This window comes from Chromobacterium subtsugae, assembly GCF_035919665.1.
GTDB classification, from domain to species: Bacteria; Pseudomonadota; Gammaproteobacteria; order Burkholderiales; family Chromobacteriaceae; genus Chromobacterium; species Chromobacterium subtsugae.
On record NZ_CP142381.1, the window covers coordinates 4,245,347 to 4,263,407 of the forward strand.

General features: G+C 60.0%; 24 protein-coding genes. 4 read left to right on the forward strand and 20 right to left on the reverse strand.

The features are described from left to right. Positions 1-26: 26 nt before the first annotated feature. The 20 genes from U6115_RS20220 to U6115_RS20315 all read right to left on the reverse strand — a co-directional run bounded on the left by U6115_RS20220 (position 27) and on the right by U6115_RS20315 (position 15,563). Positions 27-674: a phage baseplate assembly protein V gene (locus U6115_RS20220; RefSeq protein ID WP_052258462.1), complete on the reverse strand. Its 648-nt coding sequence runs from the start codon at positions 672-674 to the stop codon at positions 27-29. Then, positions 671-1,159 carry a hypothetical protein gene (locus U6115_RS20225; protein WP_146008438.1) on the reverse strand — a complete coding sequence of 163 codons (489 nt, stop codon included), beginning with the start codon at positions 1,157-1,159 and terminating at the stop codon, positions 671-673. The genes U6115_RS20220 and U6115_RS20225 overlap by 4 nt, the downstream gene beginning before the upstream one ends. Continuing rightward, complete coding sequence (locus U6115_RS20230; RefSeq protein WP_043581409.1) at positions 1,156-1,674, reverse strand: hypothetical protein; 519 nt, start codon at positions 1,672-1,674, stop codon at positions 1,156-1,158. Before U6115_RS20230 ends, U6115_RS20225 begins: the two co-directional genes overlap by 4 nt. Before the next feature lie 10 nt (positions 1,675-1,684). Next, the gene (locus tag U6115_RS20235) at positions 1,685-2,026 is read right to left on the reverse strand and encodes a head-tail joining protein (protein ID WP_052258460.1); all 342 of its coding nucleotides are present in this window, start codon (positions 2,024-2,026) and stop codon (positions 1,685-1,687) included. Then, positions 2,023-3,015, reverse strand: a complete 993-nt coding sequence (locus U6115_RS20240; protein ID WP_043581408.1) for a major capsid protein — start codon at positions 3,013-3,015, stop codon at positions 2,023-2,025. The genes U6115_RS20235 and U6115_RS20240 overlap by 4 nt, the downstream gene beginning before the upstream one ends. A gap of 62 nt (positions 3,016-3,077) precedes the next feature. Next, positions 3,078-3,416, reverse strand: coding sequence for a head decoration protein (locus U6115_RS20245; RefSeq protein ID WP_043581406.1), 339 nt, complete (start codon positions 3,414-3,416; stop codon positions 3,078-3,080). Then, entirely contained in the window at positions 3,413-4,522 is a 1,110-nt protein-coding gene (locus tag U6115_RS20250) for a head maturation protease, ClpP-related (protein ID WP_043581404.1), read from the reverse strand. The genes U6115_RS20245 and U6115_RS20250 overlap by 4 nt, the downstream gene beginning before the upstream one ends. Before the next feature lie 9 nt (positions 4,523-4,531). Then, positions 4,532-5,980: a phage portal protein gene (locus U6115_RS20255; RefSeq protein WP_043581403.1), complete on the reverse strand. Its 1,449-nt coding sequence runs from the start codon at positions 5,978-5,980 to the stop codon at positions 4,532-4,534. Then, positions 5,981-6,181, reverse strand: a complete 201-nt coding sequence (locus tag U6115_RS20260) for a phage head-tail joining protein (RefSeq protein WP_043581402.1) — start codon at positions 6,179-6,181, stop codon at positions 5,981-5,983. It lies immediately after the preceding gene. 1 nt (position 6,182) lies between these two features. Beyond that, positions 6,183-8,138, reverse strand: a complete 1,956-nt coding sequence (locus U6115_RS20265; protein WP_043581401.1) for a phage terminase large subunit family protein — start codon at positions 8,136-8,138, stop codon at positions 6,183-6,185. A 22-nt stretch (positions 8,139-8,160) separates the two neighbouring features. Continuing rightward, positions 8,161-8,757 carry a hypothetical protein gene (locus U6115_RS20270; RefSeq protein WP_043581400.1) on the reverse strand — a complete coding sequence of 199 codons (597 nt, stop codon included), beginning with the start codon at positions 8,755-8,757 and terminating at the stop codon, positions 8,161-8,163. A 1,373-nt stretch (positions 8,758-10,130) separates the two neighbouring features. Beyond that, positions 10,131-10,301, reverse strand: a complete 171-nt coding sequence (locus tag U6115_RS20275; protein ID WP_155294759.1) for a hypothetical protein — start codon at positions 10,299-10,301, stop codon at positions 10,131-10,133. 219 nt (positions 10,302-10,520) lie between these two features. Continuing rightward, positions 10,521-11,054: a hypothetical protein gene (locus U6115_RS20280; protein ID WP_146008437.1), complete on the reverse strand. Its 534-nt coding sequence runs from the start codon at positions 11,052-11,054 to the stop codon at positions 10,521-10,523. Between the two features lie 153 nt (positions 11,055-11,207). Continuing rightward, complete coding sequence (locus tag U6115_RS20285; RefSeq protein WP_059184214.1) at positions 11,208-12,020, reverse strand: hypothetical protein; 813 nt, start codon at positions 12,018-12,020, stop codon at positions 11,208-11,210. Beyond that, on the reverse strand, positions 12,010-12,921 hold the full coding sequence (locus tag U6115_RS20290; RefSeq protein ID WP_146008436.1) for a hypothetical protein: 912 nt from the start codon (positions 12,919-12,921) through the stop codon (positions 12,010-12,012). Before U6115_RS20290 ends, U6115_RS20285 begins: the two co-directional genes overlap by 11 nt. Further along, positions 12,921-13,733, reverse strand: coding sequence for a hypothetical protein (locus tag U6115_RS20295; RefSeq protein ID WP_146008435.1), 813 nt, complete (start codon positions 13,731-13,733; stop codon positions 12,921-12,923). Before U6115_RS20295 ends, U6115_RS20290 begins: the two co-directional genes overlap by 1 nt. After that, positions 13,705-14,145, reverse strand: coding sequence for a hypothetical protein (locus tag U6115_RS20300; RefSeq protein ID WP_043581387.1), 441 nt, complete (start codon positions 14,143-14,145; stop codon positions 13,705-13,707). Before U6115_RS20300 ends, U6115_RS20295 begins: the two co-directional genes overlap by 29 nt. A 321-nt stretch (positions 14,146-14,466) precedes the next feature. Then, on the reverse strand, positions 14,467-14,643 hold the full coding sequence (locus U6115_RS20305) for a hypothetical protein (RefSeq protein WP_155294758.1): 177 nt from the start codon (positions 14,641-14,643) through the stop codon (positions 14,467-14,469). After that, entirely contained in the window at positions 14,640-15,212 is a 573-nt protein-coding gene (locus U6115_RS20310) for a hypothetical protein (RefSeq protein ID WP_146008434.1), read from the reverse strand. Before U6115_RS20310 ends, U6115_RS20305 begins: the two co-directional genes overlap by 4 nt. 111 nt (positions 15,213-15,323) lie before the next feature. Continuing rightward, on the reverse strand, positions 15,324-15,563 hold the full coding sequence (locus tag U6115_RS20315) for a helix-turn-helix domain-containing protein (protein ID WP_059184216.1): 240 nt from the start codon (positions 15,561-15,563) through the stop codon (positions 15,324-15,326). Between U6115_RS20315 and U6115_RS20320 the strand changes: the two genes are divergently transcribed. The 4 genes from U6115_RS20320 to U6115_RS20335 are packed head-to-tail and all read left to right on the forward strand — an operon-like array spanning position 15,562 to position 17,865. Beyond that, positions 15,562-16,179 carry a hypothetical protein gene (locus U6115_RS20320; protein ID WP_059184217.1) on the forward strand — a complete coding sequence of 206 codons (618 nt, stop codon included), beginning with the start codon at positions 15,562-15,564 and terminating at the stop codon, positions 16,177-16,179. The genes U6115_RS20315 and U6115_RS20320 overlap by 2 nt on opposite strands. Positions 16,180-16,226: 47 nt before the next feature. After that, on the forward strand, positions 16,227-16,556 hold the full coding sequence (locus U6115_RS20325) for a helix-turn-helix domain-containing protein (RefSeq protein ID WP_043581374.1): 330 nt from the start codon (positions 16,227-16,229) through the stop codon (positions 16,554-16,556). Beyond that, entirely contained in the window at positions 16,553-17,341 is a 789-nt protein-coding gene (locus tag U6115_RS20330; protein ID WP_043581373.1) for a hypothetical protein, read from the forward strand. The genes U6115_RS20325 and U6115_RS20330 overlap by 4 nt, the downstream gene beginning before the upstream one ends. Further along, on the forward strand, positions 17,338-17,865 hold the full coding sequence (locus tag U6115_RS20335) for a hypothetical protein (RefSeq protein WP_043581371.1): 528 nt from the start codon (positions 17,338-17,340) through the stop codon (positions 17,863-17,865). Before U6115_RS20330 ends, U6115_RS20335 begins: the two co-directional genes overlap by 4 nt. Positions 17,866-18,061: the final 196 nt, after the last annotated feature.

The window sequence follows — 18,061 nt, forward strand, 5'->3', positions numbered from 1 at the left end:
TAGTAAACTAGTATCAACACTCCGCCTCACCCAACAGGAGCACTCGTCCTCTCCCCATCCCCCTGTTCCATATGCGTATGGCCTTGCAGGCTGATGCCGCCAGCCGTCACATCTCCAGCCGCCTGCACCGATCCTCCAAACGAGGCATTTCCACCGCCGCCACCAGCGCCCTGCGACAAACCACCGCCGATTTTCAGATTGCCGGTCACTTCCGCTTCTGGGGCATCCAGCTTGATGCTTGCTGCCTTGATCGTCACCGCCCCGCCGCTTTCGATATCCACCGCCTCGGCATTCTTCAGCGTCACTGTCTTGGTCCCGTTGACCAGCAGCGAGCCGGCGGCGTGGTCGTACTCCAGCACCGCGCCATCTGGCATCAGCCAGCCCACCACATCCGGCCGACCGTCACCCGGGAAGGCGTCCGTGTAAAAACCGACCAGGGCGAAGCCCTGCGCCGGATCGCCGGACGGATTGAGCAAAACCGCCTGCTCTCCCACGCTGGGCGGGCGCCAGTGGCGGGCCTTGCCTGCGGCCAACGCCAACCACGGTACCCAATCCGATGCCCAGCCGTCCGCCTCGATCCGCACGCGCGGCGGCTTCAGCTGTACCGCGCACACCGAACCCGGCATCACCAGATTAGACATTTGGCGGTCCAGCTCCGACATCTCGTAGCTCATACCCCCTCCGCAGGCGGCGTATCGCCGGCCGGGCCGCCGCCCCACACTGGCGCCCGCGGCTCGGTCAAATCCGCTTCTTCGCCAATGTCGACTTCATGGGTCCACTCCACCAGCCACACCAGATAACCTTCCAGCTCCGGCCGGCTGAAGCCGTCCGGCACCAGGCGCCGAATCTTGGCCGGCGCAACAGACTCCAGACCGAAGCCATGGGCTCGATGCACCTCCAGCGCCACCCGCGCCGCCAACTGGCGAATCAGCAATTCCGCATCCACCAGATTCGGGTCCAGAATGACGCGGGCCTGCATGGTGGCCACCAAGCCTAGTTGGTTGTTGCCAGGATCGATGCCCGGCGCAAACTCGTCCAGCTCCAGCGACACCATAGGCAACTGCATGCCATCTTCCAACGCCGGATACAGCGCCACCGAGACGGCCGGCGCCAATGCCACCCGCAACCGGTCTTCTATCGTTTTTTGAAGTGCAATCATCCCGTCACCTTGTGTAGTTCCCAGCGGATTTCTTGTTCCAGCACCACCAGCAGGCGAGCTTCCGCTTGTGCCGCCACCTGCCGAAACACGCGCTCCGCCGCCTCATCCCACTCGAACATCACCTTCGCGTATTCGCCGCGATCACGCCCCGTCCGACGATAAACGCCATTCGGATCGCGGTACTTCATCACCCAGGCGCCAGGGAAGCGATGGCGGCCAGCAGTAACGCCGGTTCGCGTCTGCCGCACCCGCCCCAGGCGGGCCGCCTCCAGTGGATTGATGCCCAACCAGACCTTGCCTTGCATCAGGCCGCGCAAGAAAAAGTAAAGGCGCTGCTTGAGCACCTTGGCCGGAATCTTGAGTTCGCCGGACAGCTGGCGAGCAACGTGGGTTTTGATCCACTCGCCCGTTTTGCGTAAGGCCCGCCGCCAAGCCTGGCGGATGGCCTCTTCACGCAAGCCGGCCGATAGGACCAGCACCGGCCGAATGTCGAACTCTGATTTCATGCTCAGCATCGCGCCCTCACTATTTCAGGTTGTAGACTGAACCATCCTCGGCACCGGCCGGGCCGCGCTGCCGCAGTATCAAGGCGGTCCAGCCCGACCCATCCGGGTGATGGTTCACCACATCAAACTCACCTTCCCGCGGCACCATCAACACCGCCTTTTGCGGGGCAAAGGCCGCATCGCCGTCGCGGACGCTGAAATGCGGTTCGCGGATGCTGGCGCGGCTACCGCCCAAGGCCGGCGCCAGCCACGGCGCATAGAACATGCCGCGCAGCTCGCGCGCGCCGACATAGGCGACATCCCCCAGCCGATCCAGCACCACCGCGTCCATGCCGGCCACCAGCGCGCGAAAATCGGTCATTTCGCGGTCAGCTTGATGACGGCGCCGGGATTGGTGCACAGGTTGATGGGATTGGACTGCGATTCGATTTCCACGCCCTTGCCGTGCTTCATGACTTCCTGACTGGTGTAATACGGCAGGCCGTTGGTGTTAGCCGTGTCGATATGGTCGGCCGGCGCATAACGGGTAATGAACAGCTCCGGCACGCCTTCCGGAATCGCATAGGCCTCATCATCGCCAATGAAACCAACCGAGCCGACCTTGCCGCGATAGCGCTCCCACACGATGCCGGCGTATTCGACAGCATCGCGCGGATCGCCACGCAACGCCGCTGCCAGCGCCGCGTCTCGCGCCGAATCGGAAAATGCCTTGTTCCCCTGAAGCTTGGCCCAAAAGGTCTTGCCACACAACGCGCGCACGCCGGTATGCGGCGTCGCGCCCAACGCATCCTCGACAGCTTCATGCACATCCAGTGACTGAATGCGCAGCGTATCCTTCCCCAGGTCCAGCTCGATGGATCGCTGTTTCAGGCCGAAGGTTTGGTATACGTCCAGCAGTACCGTTTTACCGTCCGCATCCAGGATCTGCCCCTTGATGGCGCCGATGCGGTGATACTCGTTGGTCACATCAAGTTGGCGGCGATGCTTGGCCTGGCGCTTGCCTACCATGCCAAGCACCGACTCAAGTTCGGTTTCACTGCCGAACTGGCGCAAGCTCTGCACCTCGTCCGCCTTGATGGTGGACTGTTGCGGCAAATGGATAGTGTTGACCGGGATCAGGGTACGGCGGGAACCGCCGACCACCTGGCCAGCCACACCGCGTTCGCCAGCCGAAACCAGCGCCAGCGTGTCGCCATCCTTTTCGATCTGCGCAGTCAGCGTGGTGATGCCCTCTTCATGGAACAGGCCCAGGCTCGCCAGCCGGCTCGGCGTGTGCGGCAGCTCGTTGATGGCGGCCGTAAGGCTGGCCATGGAAAATGCGTCGTCGTTGAAAATATCGATACTGGCCATGTGTCAGGCTCCAATGAAAAAGCCCCGCCAGGGCGGGGCTTGGAATGTCGGGAAATGCGCGCTTAGCGAATGACGATGAACAGCGCGGCCAGCGCAGCCGTGGCCGCTGCATCCAGGCCGGTCAGCTGCGCGCCGACCACTTCGGCCAGCCGCGCCACGGCGCCGGCATTTTCTGCCACGCCGCGTTCCGGCTGCGGGGCATAGAGCACGGCCGCCGCCGGCTTGGCTTTCGCCTTGGCCGAATCGTAGGGCTCGAACTCCTTGGTATCGGGGTTTTGCGCCAGCAGCTGGCCGGCAGGCAACGCCGGGCCGGCGGCCAGCTTCACCATGTCCATACTGAGATTGCCCACCGTGGACAACAGAAACTCGCCGGCTCGCGGCGCTTGGTTCTTTGCAATCATCGTGACACCTTGTTGTTTGCGCCTTGGCGCTTTGCGTAAATCTGCGATGCGGACGGGCCGCGGTTGACGGCAACCGGCGACGGCGAGGCCTCCGGCACTACGTTGTCCAACTCCTCACCGGCATTGATTACCAGCTTGTCGAACAACCGCGCCCGCGCGGCATCCTCCGACACGCCGGACGCGATCAGGCTGTTGGCCAGCTCCGGCAGCTTGGCGGTCAAGCACAGATTGCGTACCGCCACCGCCTGCTCTACGCCGCGGCGAATCTCAGCCTCATTGGCCATGCGGCTGGCACTTGCCACCGCCGCCACCGCTTCGGTCGGCAACTTCGCCTCCAGGCACAGCCGCGCCAGCAGGTTGACCAGCTCGACACCGCCCGCCGCCGGATCTGCCGGCACAACCGGCGCCGGCGGCGTTTCGCCTTGCAGCGCCGCCAGTAAAGCCGCTGGCGCATTGCGCATGCGGCCGATGCTGGCGCGCTGGCCGGCGCTGGCAGTCAGCTTGACGCTGTCCGTCACCTCATCCACCAGGCCCAGCGCCAACGCCTCTTGCGCCGTGAGCCAGGTCGTGGCGTCCATCATCCGGCTCAACTCGTCTTCAGCCAGACTCGGCGCCTTGGCGCGGTATGCTGCGATCAAACTGGCCTTGGCCTTGTCCATCATGTCGGCCAGCGTGCGCAGGTCGTCGGCTTCCCCGCTGGCGTACTCGATGCCGGGGTTGTGGATCATCATCATGGCGTTGGCCGGCATCACCACGCGATGCGCGCCAACCGCGATCACGCTAGCAATGCTGGCGGCCACGCCGTCAATCCGCACCGTCACCCGTTCGCCGTAACGGCGGAAGGCATTGTGAATCGCCAGGCCGTCGAACACGTCGCCGCCGATGCTGTTGATGCCGACCTCAATGGGCCGCAGGCCGTCGTCGGCCGCCTTCAGCTCGCGCAGCAAGTCGGCGGCGCGGATGCCCCAGAAGCCGATTTGGTCGTATAGCTCGACCTCCAGCGGCTGGCCGGCCCCGGCCGCCTGATTGCTGATTCGATACCAGCCATCGCCTTCGGGGTGCGCCGATGGCGTGGCCATATTCACCACTCTCGCTTGTCTCGTCATTTCTCTTCCTCAGATAAGCCGCTCTTGCCCCAATTCACGCGGGTCGGAGTCGTAATGCAGCCCCAGCGCATCCGCGCGGTCGTTGTCTTCTTTCGCCTCCCGGTCTATCGCGTCGGGATCGCGGCCACGCCGCAGCAGCACGCCGGTCCGGCTGTCGAAACCACTACGCACCGCCATCCGGTCGGCCTGCACATCCTGAACCGGATGAATGTAGGCCCAGCCCTGCGGCACCCAGCGCGCGCGCTGATAGCGTCGCGGATTGGTAGCGAAGCCAGGCAGATCCAACGCGCCGGACAACACCGCCATCCGCAGCCAGGCCTGATACACCGGCCGGCAGAACTGATGCACGAAAACGGCATGCTGCCGCTGCTCCACTCGGCGCCGGAACTCGTTGAGGATGACGCGAATCACCCGGTCATTGATGTTGCGCAGATCGCCGGTCAACAGCTCGTAAGGCACGCCGCTGCCGACAGCGGCGGCGGCTAGTTGCTGGCGCATGAACTCGTCGTAGTTGTTGCCGGCGTCCGGCGGCTGGCTGAATACCACATCCTCGTCCGGTCCCAGCTCCTGCATCGTGCCGGGCTCCAGCCCGACCATGGGCGCGAAGTCCCGCTCCCCCTGCATGCCAGGCTCACCCGGATACTGCTGGGCGCTGGGGTTGCGGCGGATGAAACCAGCGAACAGATTGGCCACTTCCTGACGGAACAGCACCGCATCGTCGAACTCATCCAGACTTTTCAGGCGATGCAACACCCGATGCAGCATCGGCACGCCGCGCAGCTGGCCCGGCCGGGTCGGATCGTAAACGTGCAAGACCTGCTCCGCCGGCACCCGCACCAGGCTGTTATATTCGCCGCTGCCAGCCCCCTCCCCGGGATGGCTGCGATACATCCAGTAGGCCACCCGCTGGCCGATGCCGTTGAACTCGATGCCCTGCCGGATGCGGTTGCCATTCGGCGCCTGGCCGCTCTTGTCGTGCGGCACAAACTCCGCCTCCAGCAGCTGCACTTGCAGCGGCACGGATAAACCATCCTCAAGCCGGCGGGGCCGCAGCCGCGCAAACACCTCGCCGCCCTCGAAAGTACCCTGCGCAGCCAATGCCTGTTGCCCGTAGAAGTCCAGCACGTTGTCAGCGTCCGACTCCTCGCACCAGTCCTCCCACAGCTCGCTGATGGCGGCGCGAATAGCCGGATTGGCATTGCTGGGCCGCGGCACGATGCCGGTCCCAATGTGGTTCGATACCTGCTTGTCGATGGCGCCGCCGGCATAGGGATCATTGCGCACCGCGTGGCGGCTGCGGTTGCGCAACGTCTGCAAGCCGGTTGTGCTGGCCTGCGCCGGCCCGCCGCCGCTGGGCTGCCAGTTGATAGACCGCCGGCCCTGGCCTGCGCCGTCATAGGCGGCCTTAAGCCGGACAGGCAGCTGAAAGCCGCGCCCGGCCAGAGTCGGATAAGCCATTTAGAACCCCTTGCCGGCGTGATAGAAACGGACATAGCCGCCGCCGGCTCGTCGCGTCAGCTCGTGCTGAATCTGGTTCCTTACCCGCATCAGTTCGTCCACGCTGCGATACTCAACCCGGCGGTCTTGGTACTGCACCACGCGCTCTCCAAGCGCCAGCGCCGTCTCTACCGCCGTCAAATCTGCTTGCGAAAATGCCATGTCAGCGCCGCTTCAAATAGCCCGACCGCGCGACGCGGCGCGGCGGGACAGGGTTAGAAACAGAAACCCCGGCGCTTGAGGCCGGGGTTTCATTGGATATTGCCGTGTTGTCGGTTTCAGGCGGGCCGCTATCGAACAGCCCGGTTTGCGCATAGCGCATTTGCAGCCGCTCCCAATCGGCCAGGCCATACTTGTGCAGGCCCATGTAATGCGCCATCGCCAGGTTGTAGACGGACAGGTCCAGCACCTCATTACGCGCGGCGTTGGGCTTCACCCACTCTTCGACGCGGCGGCCCTTCACGAAGCGAACCAGCTTGCGCTCAGCCGTGTGCTGATCGTAGAAATCGTCGGGCAAGTCGCGGCTGAAGTGCATCGCGCCCGGACCTTCCAATAATTGGAAACGGTTGTAGATCCAGTTTTTTGCCGTGTCGGTTCCGACATGCCACAGCTCAGCGCCGCCGGCCTCTGTCCGCCCCTGCCAGGTCACATCGACCTTGCTCGCGGCCGCGGCGATCACTGGCTTACCCGGCTTGCTCGCCCCCTTGACCGCGAATACATTGCGCCAGCGCCGCACGCGGCAGAACTGGTAGACCTCTTGCGTGTGATGGCCGCCCGAGTCAACCGCCGCCGCCGCGATCTTCATCCGCTGCCCGTGAGGGTGAACAAACTCCGACAGCAAGGCCTCATCAAGCGCCTGCCACGTCTGCTCCTCGGCCGGGTCGCCCATGATGACCTGATGATCGATCACCCAGCTTTCCAGCCCCACGCCCCAGCCCCTCACCAGCATTTCCAGCCGGTTATGCTGCGTGTCCACCGCCGCAGTCAGCATCAAGACCCCCCTGGGGATGCTGCGCAAGGCGTAGTCCTCGGCACGGGCCTTCAGATCCGCGCCGCGCGTCCGCTCCTGCGTGTTGCTCCACAGCCTGGCCAGGCGCGTGTTATAGAAAACCTGCATCGGGCCAGGATCGCCCGCGTTCAAAGCAATACTTGCCTTGTCGTGTTGACTCATCAATTCTCCCCAGCTCAGCCAGCCCAGCGGGCTATAGAGCGCGCTGATGCAATAGGACACGGTTTTGCCGTCGCCTTTGGCGGTGGCCACCCACTGGCCACCGGCCAGCATGGCTGTCTTGTGATGCTCGTCGATATGGACGCCGCAATGCTTGCAGACGTAGACCGCTGCGCTCGGGTCATCTTCCGACCGACGCAAGTTCTCGAACTCCAGCACCTGGCGTTCATCGCAATGCGGACAGGCGACGTTGTAATAACGCTGGTCGCCATCGAGAAACAGCTTGTGAATCCGGCTCGCCTCTTCCACCGTGGGCGAGCTGGAATAGTAGAGTTTGGCATTGCGGCCGAACGTGGTTGTTCGGGCCTCGGCCAGCTCGACCGGGTCGCCCTCGCCGCCGACGTCACCATCCCAGCGATCCACCTCGTCACCATACAGATAGCGCACCGAGACTTCCGCCAGGTTGGCGGCGCTGCCGGCCGTGGTGATGAATAGCGAGCCACCGGGAAACTGCTTGGTGTCCATCGTGTTGCGGCTATCGCGCGAGCGGGCCGGCGGCACCTTGGCGCGCAGCTCCGGAACACAGTCAATGTTCTTTTCGATCCGGTCTGACAGCCGCTTGGCCACACTCAGTGACGGCTCAAGCGCCAGGATGTTGCCGGGCGCCATGTGGATCAAGGCGCCTATCCAGTTCAAGGCCACCTGCGTCTTGAGCATCTGCGATGCGCCCATCACCACCACGCGGCGGCACGGATCTTCAGGCGACAGCTTGCGCAGCACTTCCCGCGCATACGGCGTCCGCTCTACGCGGTACTTGCCGGGCTCGGCGGCGCCGGCTTCCGGGCTGATGCGCTGGAATTCTTCCGACCAGTCATCGACCCATAGCGCCGGATCAGGCGTCATCCCGGCGCGCCAACCCGCCATGTAGGCGGCGTGTCCGTCTGCATACATGGCGGTTACTCCTAGTCACTCGTCAGGCCGTCATGGCCTTCTTCAATTCGTCCTCCCCTAGTCGGGTCGCATCGGTTAACACCTGGCGTAGGCGATCCGCCAAATAGCGCTCGATCTGCCAAGAGTCCGTCATGTTCGCCAGCTCGCTGGCGATCTGCGGCGGCAAGCCCAACAGCGAGTCTCGCACCATACGCCCGCCGCGAAACGCCGCCGCCTCCACCGCCTGGCGCTCCACCGTATTGCCGCAAGTGCGCTCATACTCGGCCTTGATCGTCAGCGCCGAGTAGTATTCTTTTGCCGCCCTCGCGGCCTGAAAATCTACCGCCCCCGTCAGCGGTGGCGGCGAGCCACCAGTAGGCTGAACCGGCGCGGCATCCTGCGGCGCTTCATCGTCCTCGCTCGCATAGACCTCGCGCTTTACCCGCGCAGCTCGGTGGCGATCCGCCACCCCGGCCTTCGACGGGTCCGCCGTCTTACCGATCTTGGCCAACGTGGCCTCTACATCCACTTTCTTGCCGTCCGGCGCCATCACTAGCCGGCCCTGACTGCCCAGCTTGCTGACGTAGCTGGGCGCCCAACCCTGCGAATCCGCAAAGGCCTTTTTGCTCAGGTAAGTCATTTTTTCACCTCGATTTCACCCACCCCCCATCCGGTGAAATTTCACTAACTTTCAGAACCTGCCGCTAAAAAAGTCTCGAGGGTCCACCGCCCCGTGAGGCCTCAGACTTTGCCAGGGTCCCCCGCGTTTTGCCACTGACCGTCTCACCCGCCCCGTTGTTGCCATCCCCCCAAAACGACAACGCCCCGGCCAAAGACCGGGGCGCTGCTAAAAGAAAACTGTGATGACTAACTCCGCCAATGCAAAAAAGCCAAAGCGGTTTGCTTGAGCTTCAGACGTACCCGTGGCGGCGTTGACGGCATGTTAGTGAGGAATTACTCAAGCACCGAACAAGGACCGAAACTACGTATAGTACAGTCAGTACAGATCGCTCTCCCTTATTCACTACCACCACTCCATCTCAAAAAACTGAAATATCAAACCTTGAAGCAAGAAATTTGGGACAGAAAATTCCACAACTTAACGCCACCACCAATTCAACATTGACTCGCCTTCAACCATCACCAATCAAACAAAGCTGTTACTTAAACGTCACAATCCCATAAAAATATCATCGTCATATTGACACCAAATTACTTATTTGCGAGTCTAAAAGCGGGGTAACGACTCCCGCCCACCATCCAACATAGCTGACAAGAGCACTACCTTACGCATACAAATAGCCCGTGAGGATATTTAATTAAAAGCAGGAGCAATCGTGGCATTACTAATCATTAAAGCCGTCGCTTCCTTTTTAGTTTCACTAGCAATATTTTCGACCATTCTCTACTTTACCGTTGTCTTTTACTCTCCACATGATGCAGCGATTGACATCTCCAATGTAATTATAAAGTCCATACCAGCATCAATTTTACCAACCATAGCACTTTTCTTTTTCTTAAAAAAAAGGGATCGAAAATGAAAGAAATGTCATTAAGTGAAGTTGAAGAGGTTTCGGGCGGCAGTCGCGCTACCGATTGCGGAAATCAAGTCATGATCGGCGCAGCATTTGGGATGGGCTTTGGTGCCTCGGCCGGAGCCGCAATAGGCCTGCTCGGCGGCCCTGCAGGCTCCGTATTGGTAGGCTATGCTGGCTCCATGATTGGTTCGCTTGTTGGAGGAGCTTGGGCTAGCTCAGGTGGAGCATGCTCCCCTCCCTCTGGCGGCCCTGCGCACTTGGGAATGGTGTACGTTATGCGTTAGCATTTCCGATAACCTAAAAATAGCAGCGCAATGCAGGCAGTTCTCTAGACCATGCCTGCATTTACACTGGCCTTCTTGTGTGCCAGGACTGCCGCCTGACAACTCTGCCGTTTACCCATTTTCCCTCCCTCAATTGTCGATCCCTGACCCGACAGCCCTTTCCACCTCCAATCACTTCGCCCCGGAAGGCCTCAGACTTTGCCAGGCTCCCCACCCTCCAGCTCCAGCCCCAGCCGATCCGCCATCACCAACGCCTCGACCCAGCCACGCTGACACTCAGGCAACGCATCCAGAATGGCCGCGATCTGGCCGGCCGTCTCTTTGACCTCGCTGCGAAACGCTTCCGGCAGCACGCCGAACATTTCCCCGATCCGCTCAACGCTTCTTTGCATCCCCATCCCCCAAAAAGAAACGCCCCGGCTGCAAGGCCAGGGCGCTCAAGGCACGTCAAATCAAGCACAACAACCACACAACCCAGCGCCGAAGCATTAGAAATGCAAAAAGCCCAAGTCGTTAAACTTGGGCTTTGGACGCAATTTGGGTCGCTGCAAAACACATGTTAGTGACCGATTTTCATCCTGTCAAGCGGCCTCCACAAGATTTTCAAAGTAGCATGCGATAACCGGCTCCAGCTTACCCTTAGCGGCGATGAACCAACCAGACAACAACGGTTCAACGGTTTCTCGATAATATCGCTGGTGCGTATCGTACCCATGGCCAAACTTCCACGCCGCCTCGCGTGAGCTACCATCACGTCGCGCCCAGTGTCGCACCCAATAAAGCAAGCCGTCGCGGCCAAACTTATCGCCAGACGGACCAAGGTGGTTCGATGCAAAGCACGCCAAATCCTGGCACACCACCCATCCATCGCGGGGGTCATTGCTCAGCACCTTCCACATCAACGCCAGGTTCCATTCCGGCTTGAGTTCGATCATGGCCAAGTTAATGGCTACCGCCGCCTCATAATCCATCACCGCAGCACCTGCAAACTCGCCGCCTCCAGATTGCTTGCCGTAATCGATGGCCTTACCACCAACAGCAGACAAAACTTCCAATGCTTTGCGTACAACAGAAACCACATCAACTTTTTGATTCACAACTTCGCATTCAATCACTTTATGAACCCCTCATTAACCCACTGAGGAATCCCCTAGCCCGGTCGGCCATACCGCCAGGCTTTATTTAAGCCGCGATTTTACCATGTAAAGGCTGGCAAACCCGAAGGGATTGCCAAACCCTTTATACAAACCTGCCCGCCAACGGCAAGGTCAAGCCTTGGACAAATATCCACTCAACGAATCAGGAACCTCCAAGTGCAGTCCGATAAATGCCTCAGCTGCCAGCTTGCGGCCATATCCATTTGTGGAAGAACGACCTTCTGCCACCTCAACCGCAATCCGGCGCGCCCATGCAATGCCGCTCGCGTTCCCGGAAGACATAGACTTCACAGTGCCACCCAATTTCTGCAGACGCTTTTCAGCATCCTGTCGACTCAACTCCGCAGTCGGCGCCGGAAGGGCATTCTCATCCGACACATCCGGAATGGCTTGCTCATTTCCGGCATTTGCATCCAGCATGGCCCTCCACCGTCCTGCTTGATTACGATAGTCATGTTTCAAAAGTTCTTGACCCATTGCTGCAGCAGCCCAAAACAAGGGCCGATTGGGCCAATTCTGCGCTTTGCGTGCACGGCGATTTCCCATCTCAGCCTGAGCGCGATAGAACAGCGTTTCCGGGTCGCGGCCTACTCCTCCACCGCCTTGGCAACCGCGGATAAACTCGTCGCAGCTAGGCGGGTACTGATAGCGCTCTTGCAGCCCACGCTTGATCTGGTCCGGAGTGATACCAGCAAAATCCAACTCCTCCGCCCAAACCTGCTTGGCGGCCTCTATGCCCGCATCCACCGCGCTGGACATGTCGCCGCCTAGCGAGATGAGATTGCCTCCATGGTCGACAAGCACGCCACTGCGAAATTTCTCGGTGAACTGCGCGCCAAAACGACCAGACAGCCGACGGAAAATTTCGTCCACCCAGCGCAACGGAATGCTGCATGTGGCATTCAGGATCAAGTCAGGATGCATGCTGGATCACCTCTCCGTGGATTTCGCGTTCGGACGAGGGCAGGCCGCGCGGCGGGGGATTCAGAACCGAGCCAAGGGCGGCTTGCTTCGCGCCGGAATGGCCAGCACCAGACCACTGGCCAGCTTGCTGCTGGTCCTTCCCGCTTCCGAAACTACGAGCTCGACGCAGCCACAATTCAAATTGAGCATCCCAGTCAGCCGACATGAGGCCTTTGGCGCGGGCATTGGCCAGGAACATCGCCAACTCATTCCCCAGGTCTAGGTGCTGGTTTGCCGCGATACCGCGGTGCAGCAGGCTCGGCGTTAAATCCACAGGGGCAGAGGTGAGGCCGGCCTCATCCGCTCGCTCTTGAAAACCCTCTCTCGCGAAAGAACCGCTAGGTTCTTGAGAGAGAGAAGAAGATGTAGAAGAAGATGGACGTCCGCCGGCGCGGGGACGCGCACGAGAGGGTGAAGGGTTTGGTGCATCACCTATGTCTTCACCAAAGGGGGGCTTTGGTGCATCAGATGGTGAGCCTTCAGTACCTGATCTTGCCATGCGCTTGTGCTCATCAATCACCATACGCGATGAGTACCAAAGCGGGCCTTTAGTGATGTCGATCAGCGTCACCATTGGGCCTTTCCGGCGGCCTGATACCGGGGTATAAGTGAGGGCTTCATCCAGCAACGTATCGCTGCCTTTGAGCACACCCTTGGCCTGTAGCGACTTGAGGTCGGCCAACTTACAACCAACCGCCTGCGCGATCTCCTTTAAAGACCAACGGAGAATGCCGTACTCCTCGGAGTCGTGCATCAAACACATGATATCCATCCACACGCCTTTTTCGGCGTGAGTGCAGCGGCGTAGATTTGAATTGCCCAGCCAATCCGCCGGGTAGAACTGGAAAGATGGTCGTTTCATCACACACCGCCTTTCCGACCATCTACCAGAGCCACCATCAGCAAGTCATCCACCTGCTCAAGCAGCCTCTCCAGCACGATCAAGGCATTGCAGGCCGGCGTTTCTGCCAGCAGCTCGCCGGACGACATAGCCAGCGTCAGCAGCATCCGCGCCTCTTGCAAACGGACGGCTGCGGTATTCAAGGCATGGGCATTCGCTGCGCAGGTATCGGGGCGCAAAGCGGCGTCGATCAGCGGAGCAATGGAAGGGAAACGGCGCAGGCGCGCCAGAATGTCGGCGTCCGAAGACGCGCGCGGGGAGATAGCGGACATGTCTGTCCTCCTACGAGATTTGTTCAAGTCCCCCTCTGCCTTGTTCAAGGGCAAAAGGGTGCCGGGTGGTTGAACACCGCTCGTAGACGGCCGATTGCTTTTCCCTTGCGGGTCTTGCATGGCAACCGCCACCCGACATTGACCGGAGGCAAGGCGGCGCAAAGCCGCCTCACTGGAAAACGTGGGCGCAAAAATACCGCGATTCAGTCGCGGGGCACTGCTACGAGTAGGTGTGTTCAGCACCTGCTCAGCAGTATAAGGGTTTGCGTAATTGCGATCAATGCGCAGGCCATCCCAGCCGCGCAATGCATGGGCGCCGGGCGGTTGAACGCCGCCACGAGTCGGCCGATTGCTTTCCCCTTTCGGGTCTTGCATGGCAACCGCCGCCCGGCATGGATCGGAAGCGCGGCCAATCGCCGCGCTCAATGTAGGGGACGCGATTTTACCGCACTCGCCGCCCTTCTGATATCCCTTATGGGTACTCGTTCCCTGCTGGTTCATTTTCCATTTCCCTCATCGGGAAGGTGCAGAAGGCTCTCTGCCTGCCATCCGCCCCCTCACGTCGGCCAACAGCAATCAAGCCGTCAGCCTCAAGTCGCTTCATCGCTTTTCGGACCTCTTCCAGCTCTTTATCGTCCGCATAACGTGGCGCGCTGGATTCACCCAGCGAGTTCCGCATCACCAGACGGTCGCCGGTCACTTCGCAATACCGGAGCCAGCCCCGAACCTTATTCGCCAACTCACCGTATCGAACCACCACCTCTCCGCCGTCCAGAGCGAAAGCCCGCAGCCCCAAATAGACCTTCACGTCATAAGGCTTACGACAAAACAAAAAGCGGAGCTCGCGGCCTGAAAGCGTGACATCCAGAATGTTCGCCGCGCTATTTCCGTAAAATTGATGAAGCTCTTTCATTTTTTTAATTCCATTTGCAAGAACGAAGGGGGCGTAATTATCCCGTTCAAGTTCCACAAATCAAAGCCATTTCTTACAACAACTTGCAAAGCCACCTACACTCGTCTGCGCGCCGCCGCCAAAGCGGCCTCACGCGGGTTTTCATGCGTTTCCAACACCAACGGCGGCAAACTCGCCTCAGAGCCCAGCCCGCCTTCTTTCTCGGCCCGCTCGACGTCCCAGCAATAGCCCTTGCCATGCACCAGAGCCAAGCGCGCCCGTTCCGCGCGGCGCATTGCCGGGGTCGGCAACTGGCGGATATATCTCGCATCCGCGGAAACATCACCGCTCTCCTTGCACCACATCCCCGTCCACACGCCGCCTTATCTCCATCTCGCCAAGCATCCGCGCCAGGTCTTGCAGGAAAGCGCGCCCCTCTTCGCGCCGCCGATCTGGCGACGTCTTGCGCACGCGCCAGGCGCGCCGCTGCAATACCATTTGGCGGACGCTGACCGTCATGCCGCGACTTCGCCTAAGCGGCTTTTTACGAAGTGGACTAGCTCTTGCTGCGCGCTGATCGACTCTTCCACCTCCGCCAACGCCGCGCGCAACTGCCCCGGCGTCATGCCCTCGGACAACTGCGCAAATGCCGCCAGCCCCTCCCCCGACTCCTTGCACGCCGAAGCCATCAGCGCCGAGTGACAAGAATCGGTTTCCTGCTGGACCAGCAGCGTCGGAGCCATGCCAAGCGGCGCCAGCAACTCGGCCACGCACTGCAAGCGCAAGTTTTGCGGCAGCGCCATCAACACCGCCGGAATCAGATTGGCGGGCAGCAATACCGTCCCTTTGGTTTGGTCATCCAGCCAGCGCCAAACCCGATCAGAATTGTTCTTCAAATGGCGGTAATCATCGCCATCAATCACAAAGTCCATCGGCCATACCCGGTCAAACCGCCCGGCAAAATAGGCCTCGACCACGCATGCCGCCGCAACCTGATGCGTCATGCCCTGCTGACGACGCCAGAGGTCTACATGCTCCCGAATCGCACCAATCACGGTTTTCTGCGAACTGTTTCGCATGCTTTTCATTTTGGGCCTCGCTATAGTTGGACTCACCCGGCATAAGACCGGGCGGAAACGAATAAAAAGCGCCGGAAAACCGGCCAAGCACCTCGTCGTGGGGGACGGGGCGCGGGGAAATCATTTCAATCGCTGACGCAAGTAGCCCCAATCAAATTCGGGGCATAACACCTCCATCGAAACAGCCCCTTGGCTCTCTCGATCAACCGCAACGGCAAGCCAGGCCTTGGCACTCTTGCCATTGCCGTTGCGGTTGTAGGCGATCGACTTCAGGTAGTTCAGCGACGTGCCGCATCGGGCGGCAAATTCGGAACGGCATTGGTCATCGCCAAGGCCGCGCAAAAAGTCTTTGAGTGTCATGGAAGAGGATGATAACCACATGGATTCTTATAATCAATACCCCAACGGAGACTTACCAAAGGGTTATGCATGCGGTTCAATCACCCTCATGAAGCACACCATCAGACGCGAACGCCTGCAGCAGCTCATTAACGAGCGCTTCAATGGCAATAAGGGCAAGTTCGCCGACTTCATGGGCAAAGCGCGGCCACAGATCTATCGCTTGTTTTCGGAAGGCGAACACCGCCGGGACATTGGCGAGGACATGGCACGCGAGATTGAAGAGAAAGTCGGCCTTGCCAAATTCCAGCTCGACCAGCCACTTGAAGGCGACGCCGCCGGAGACGGCGCCGACGCAGATATCAACCTGCAAGCCTTGCCGGCAGAGCTGCAAGAACTGGTCAAAGACCTGTACAGGGCTTACCTTGCCCAATCCTTGAGCCCCAAGCTGATAGAAACCATGCGGACCCTAACCCAAAGTTTCGGCCACGCATCCAGCGACAAGGCGGCGCCGGTTCATGCGGGGAATCTGTCGATTGCCTCCCGCTTGGCAAAGCAGCTGGACAATCCGTCCGGAGTAAATCCGGCATCCCCGACACCCAAGGACGATAAAAACGGCGATCTTGACGCGAATTGACTTCTCGCGTCATTCCACCTTGAGTCTAGATGCGACAGCATCCAGCCATGGACATCTTCGCCATTCGCCAACGAAACCTGACGACACTTGCGGGCAACTACGAAAGCCAGCAAGCCTTCGCCACGGCCCTTGACCGTGACGAGTCGCAGATTTCCAGGTATTTGCGCGGCAGATGCAGGATTGGCCATAACTTCGCCCGGCATATCGAGCAATCCCTCCCGCTGCCTAACGGCTGGATGGATATTACCCACCCCCCGCAACAGCTTGACCCCAGCCCCTTGCGCGACAGCTTGGAGCAATTTATCCGCTCGTCGCCAAGCCCGGCCCTGGCTGCTACTATCGCCAGCTTGTTGAACCTACTGTCCGACACCAAATGAGTATTACCCTGCTCGGCGCAGGCCACCACCTGCACGCCGCGCGACGAATCGACGGCTATTCATCCTGCGTCCATCGAGCAGAATTGCGCGCCCCGGACGGCGGAACCTTGACCGCCTACGTCAAGGCCTTCCCCTCCAGCAAGGAAAGCAAAGCTTTGGCGAACGAAATAGCCGGCTATCTGCTTGCACGGGCCTGCGGCCTTTCCACTGCCCCGCGCGCCTTTATTCTGCTCATCCATGTCCGCAAGCTGCGCAAGCTTTTCCCTGAATACACCTGGCCGGGTGGCGATGACGACCTATTCCCCACATGGGCGACAGAGGAATTGCAAGACAGCAAACTGACGCTGGTCAGCGAAGCGGACGCCATTGCCTGGCGCCAGCGCGTACAACAGTGGACCCAGCTACCCGCCGCCATTACATTCCATCAATGGCTGCAAAATATCGATGCCAACGCGGGCAACCTGCTATGGCTAGGGGAAAGCGACTTCGCCCTAATTGACTATGCGGATATACTAGGCGGGCAAGACTGGACAGCCGACAGCCTAAAAACCGCCGGCTATCTCCACAACAAATTGCTGCATCTAGCCTATGGCGGCGTGCCAGATCCGGCATCAGCAAACGCCATAGAAGAAAGCCACCAATTCGCAAGCCAGGCGTGGGCGCAGGAAAAGGGAACTATCATTGACTGGTGGGACGACCTTCTAAAGCGCAAGGAAGCAGCTGCCGCCGCCGAATTTATTGAGTCTCGCAGCAGCGCGGATTGGATCAAAGGAAAAGTGGCATGAGCAAGAGCAAGAAACCAGAGTCCAAACTGGTCAACAAGCTAAGCAAACGGCTCACCCCCGAAACCGATCAGCAGCCGATGATTCGCGCTACATCCTGGCAGGTTTACTGGCAATATGACTTGGCCAGCGATGACACCGAATGCGTAGGCGTCGTTATGAAAATAGCCGACAAGCTCTACTGGAACCTGCCCAGCCCGGACATGCTGCTTGCGTGGCCAGTGGCAGAGCGGCAAATGCTGACTAGCCAGCTCGACGCACTAGCCTACAGGCTCACAACAGGCGCTCTCTCCGCGCCTATGGGCATGTCTCTGCGCAACGAGCGTGAAAGCGCCGGCAACAACATCTCAGAAATCCTAGCCTACCTATGGCGACACGGCCCCGCCCTGACACTGCGTAAAAAAAAAGCCCACTTACCGCATGACGGCGAAGTGGGCTTTTTTCCAGAACACGATGAAGTCATGCACTCCCAACGCGGGGAGGCGCTAATACCCCCGACACGCGGCGGGGAGACGCAACCACGCTGACCAGTTCCTTGACCTGCTGCTTTACAGACAATGGCACCCTGAGCGGTGCTTTTTGTTTTTGTTTCATAACGAAATTTTAAACTACTCGTTAGAACTAGTTCCTAAGTAAAAACCCTTACCCTGACCAAAAGTACAGTTTTTGCGTCAACCAATCCCACCAAATCGCGTTCCTCCCCTCCCGATAGCTCACCCCCCA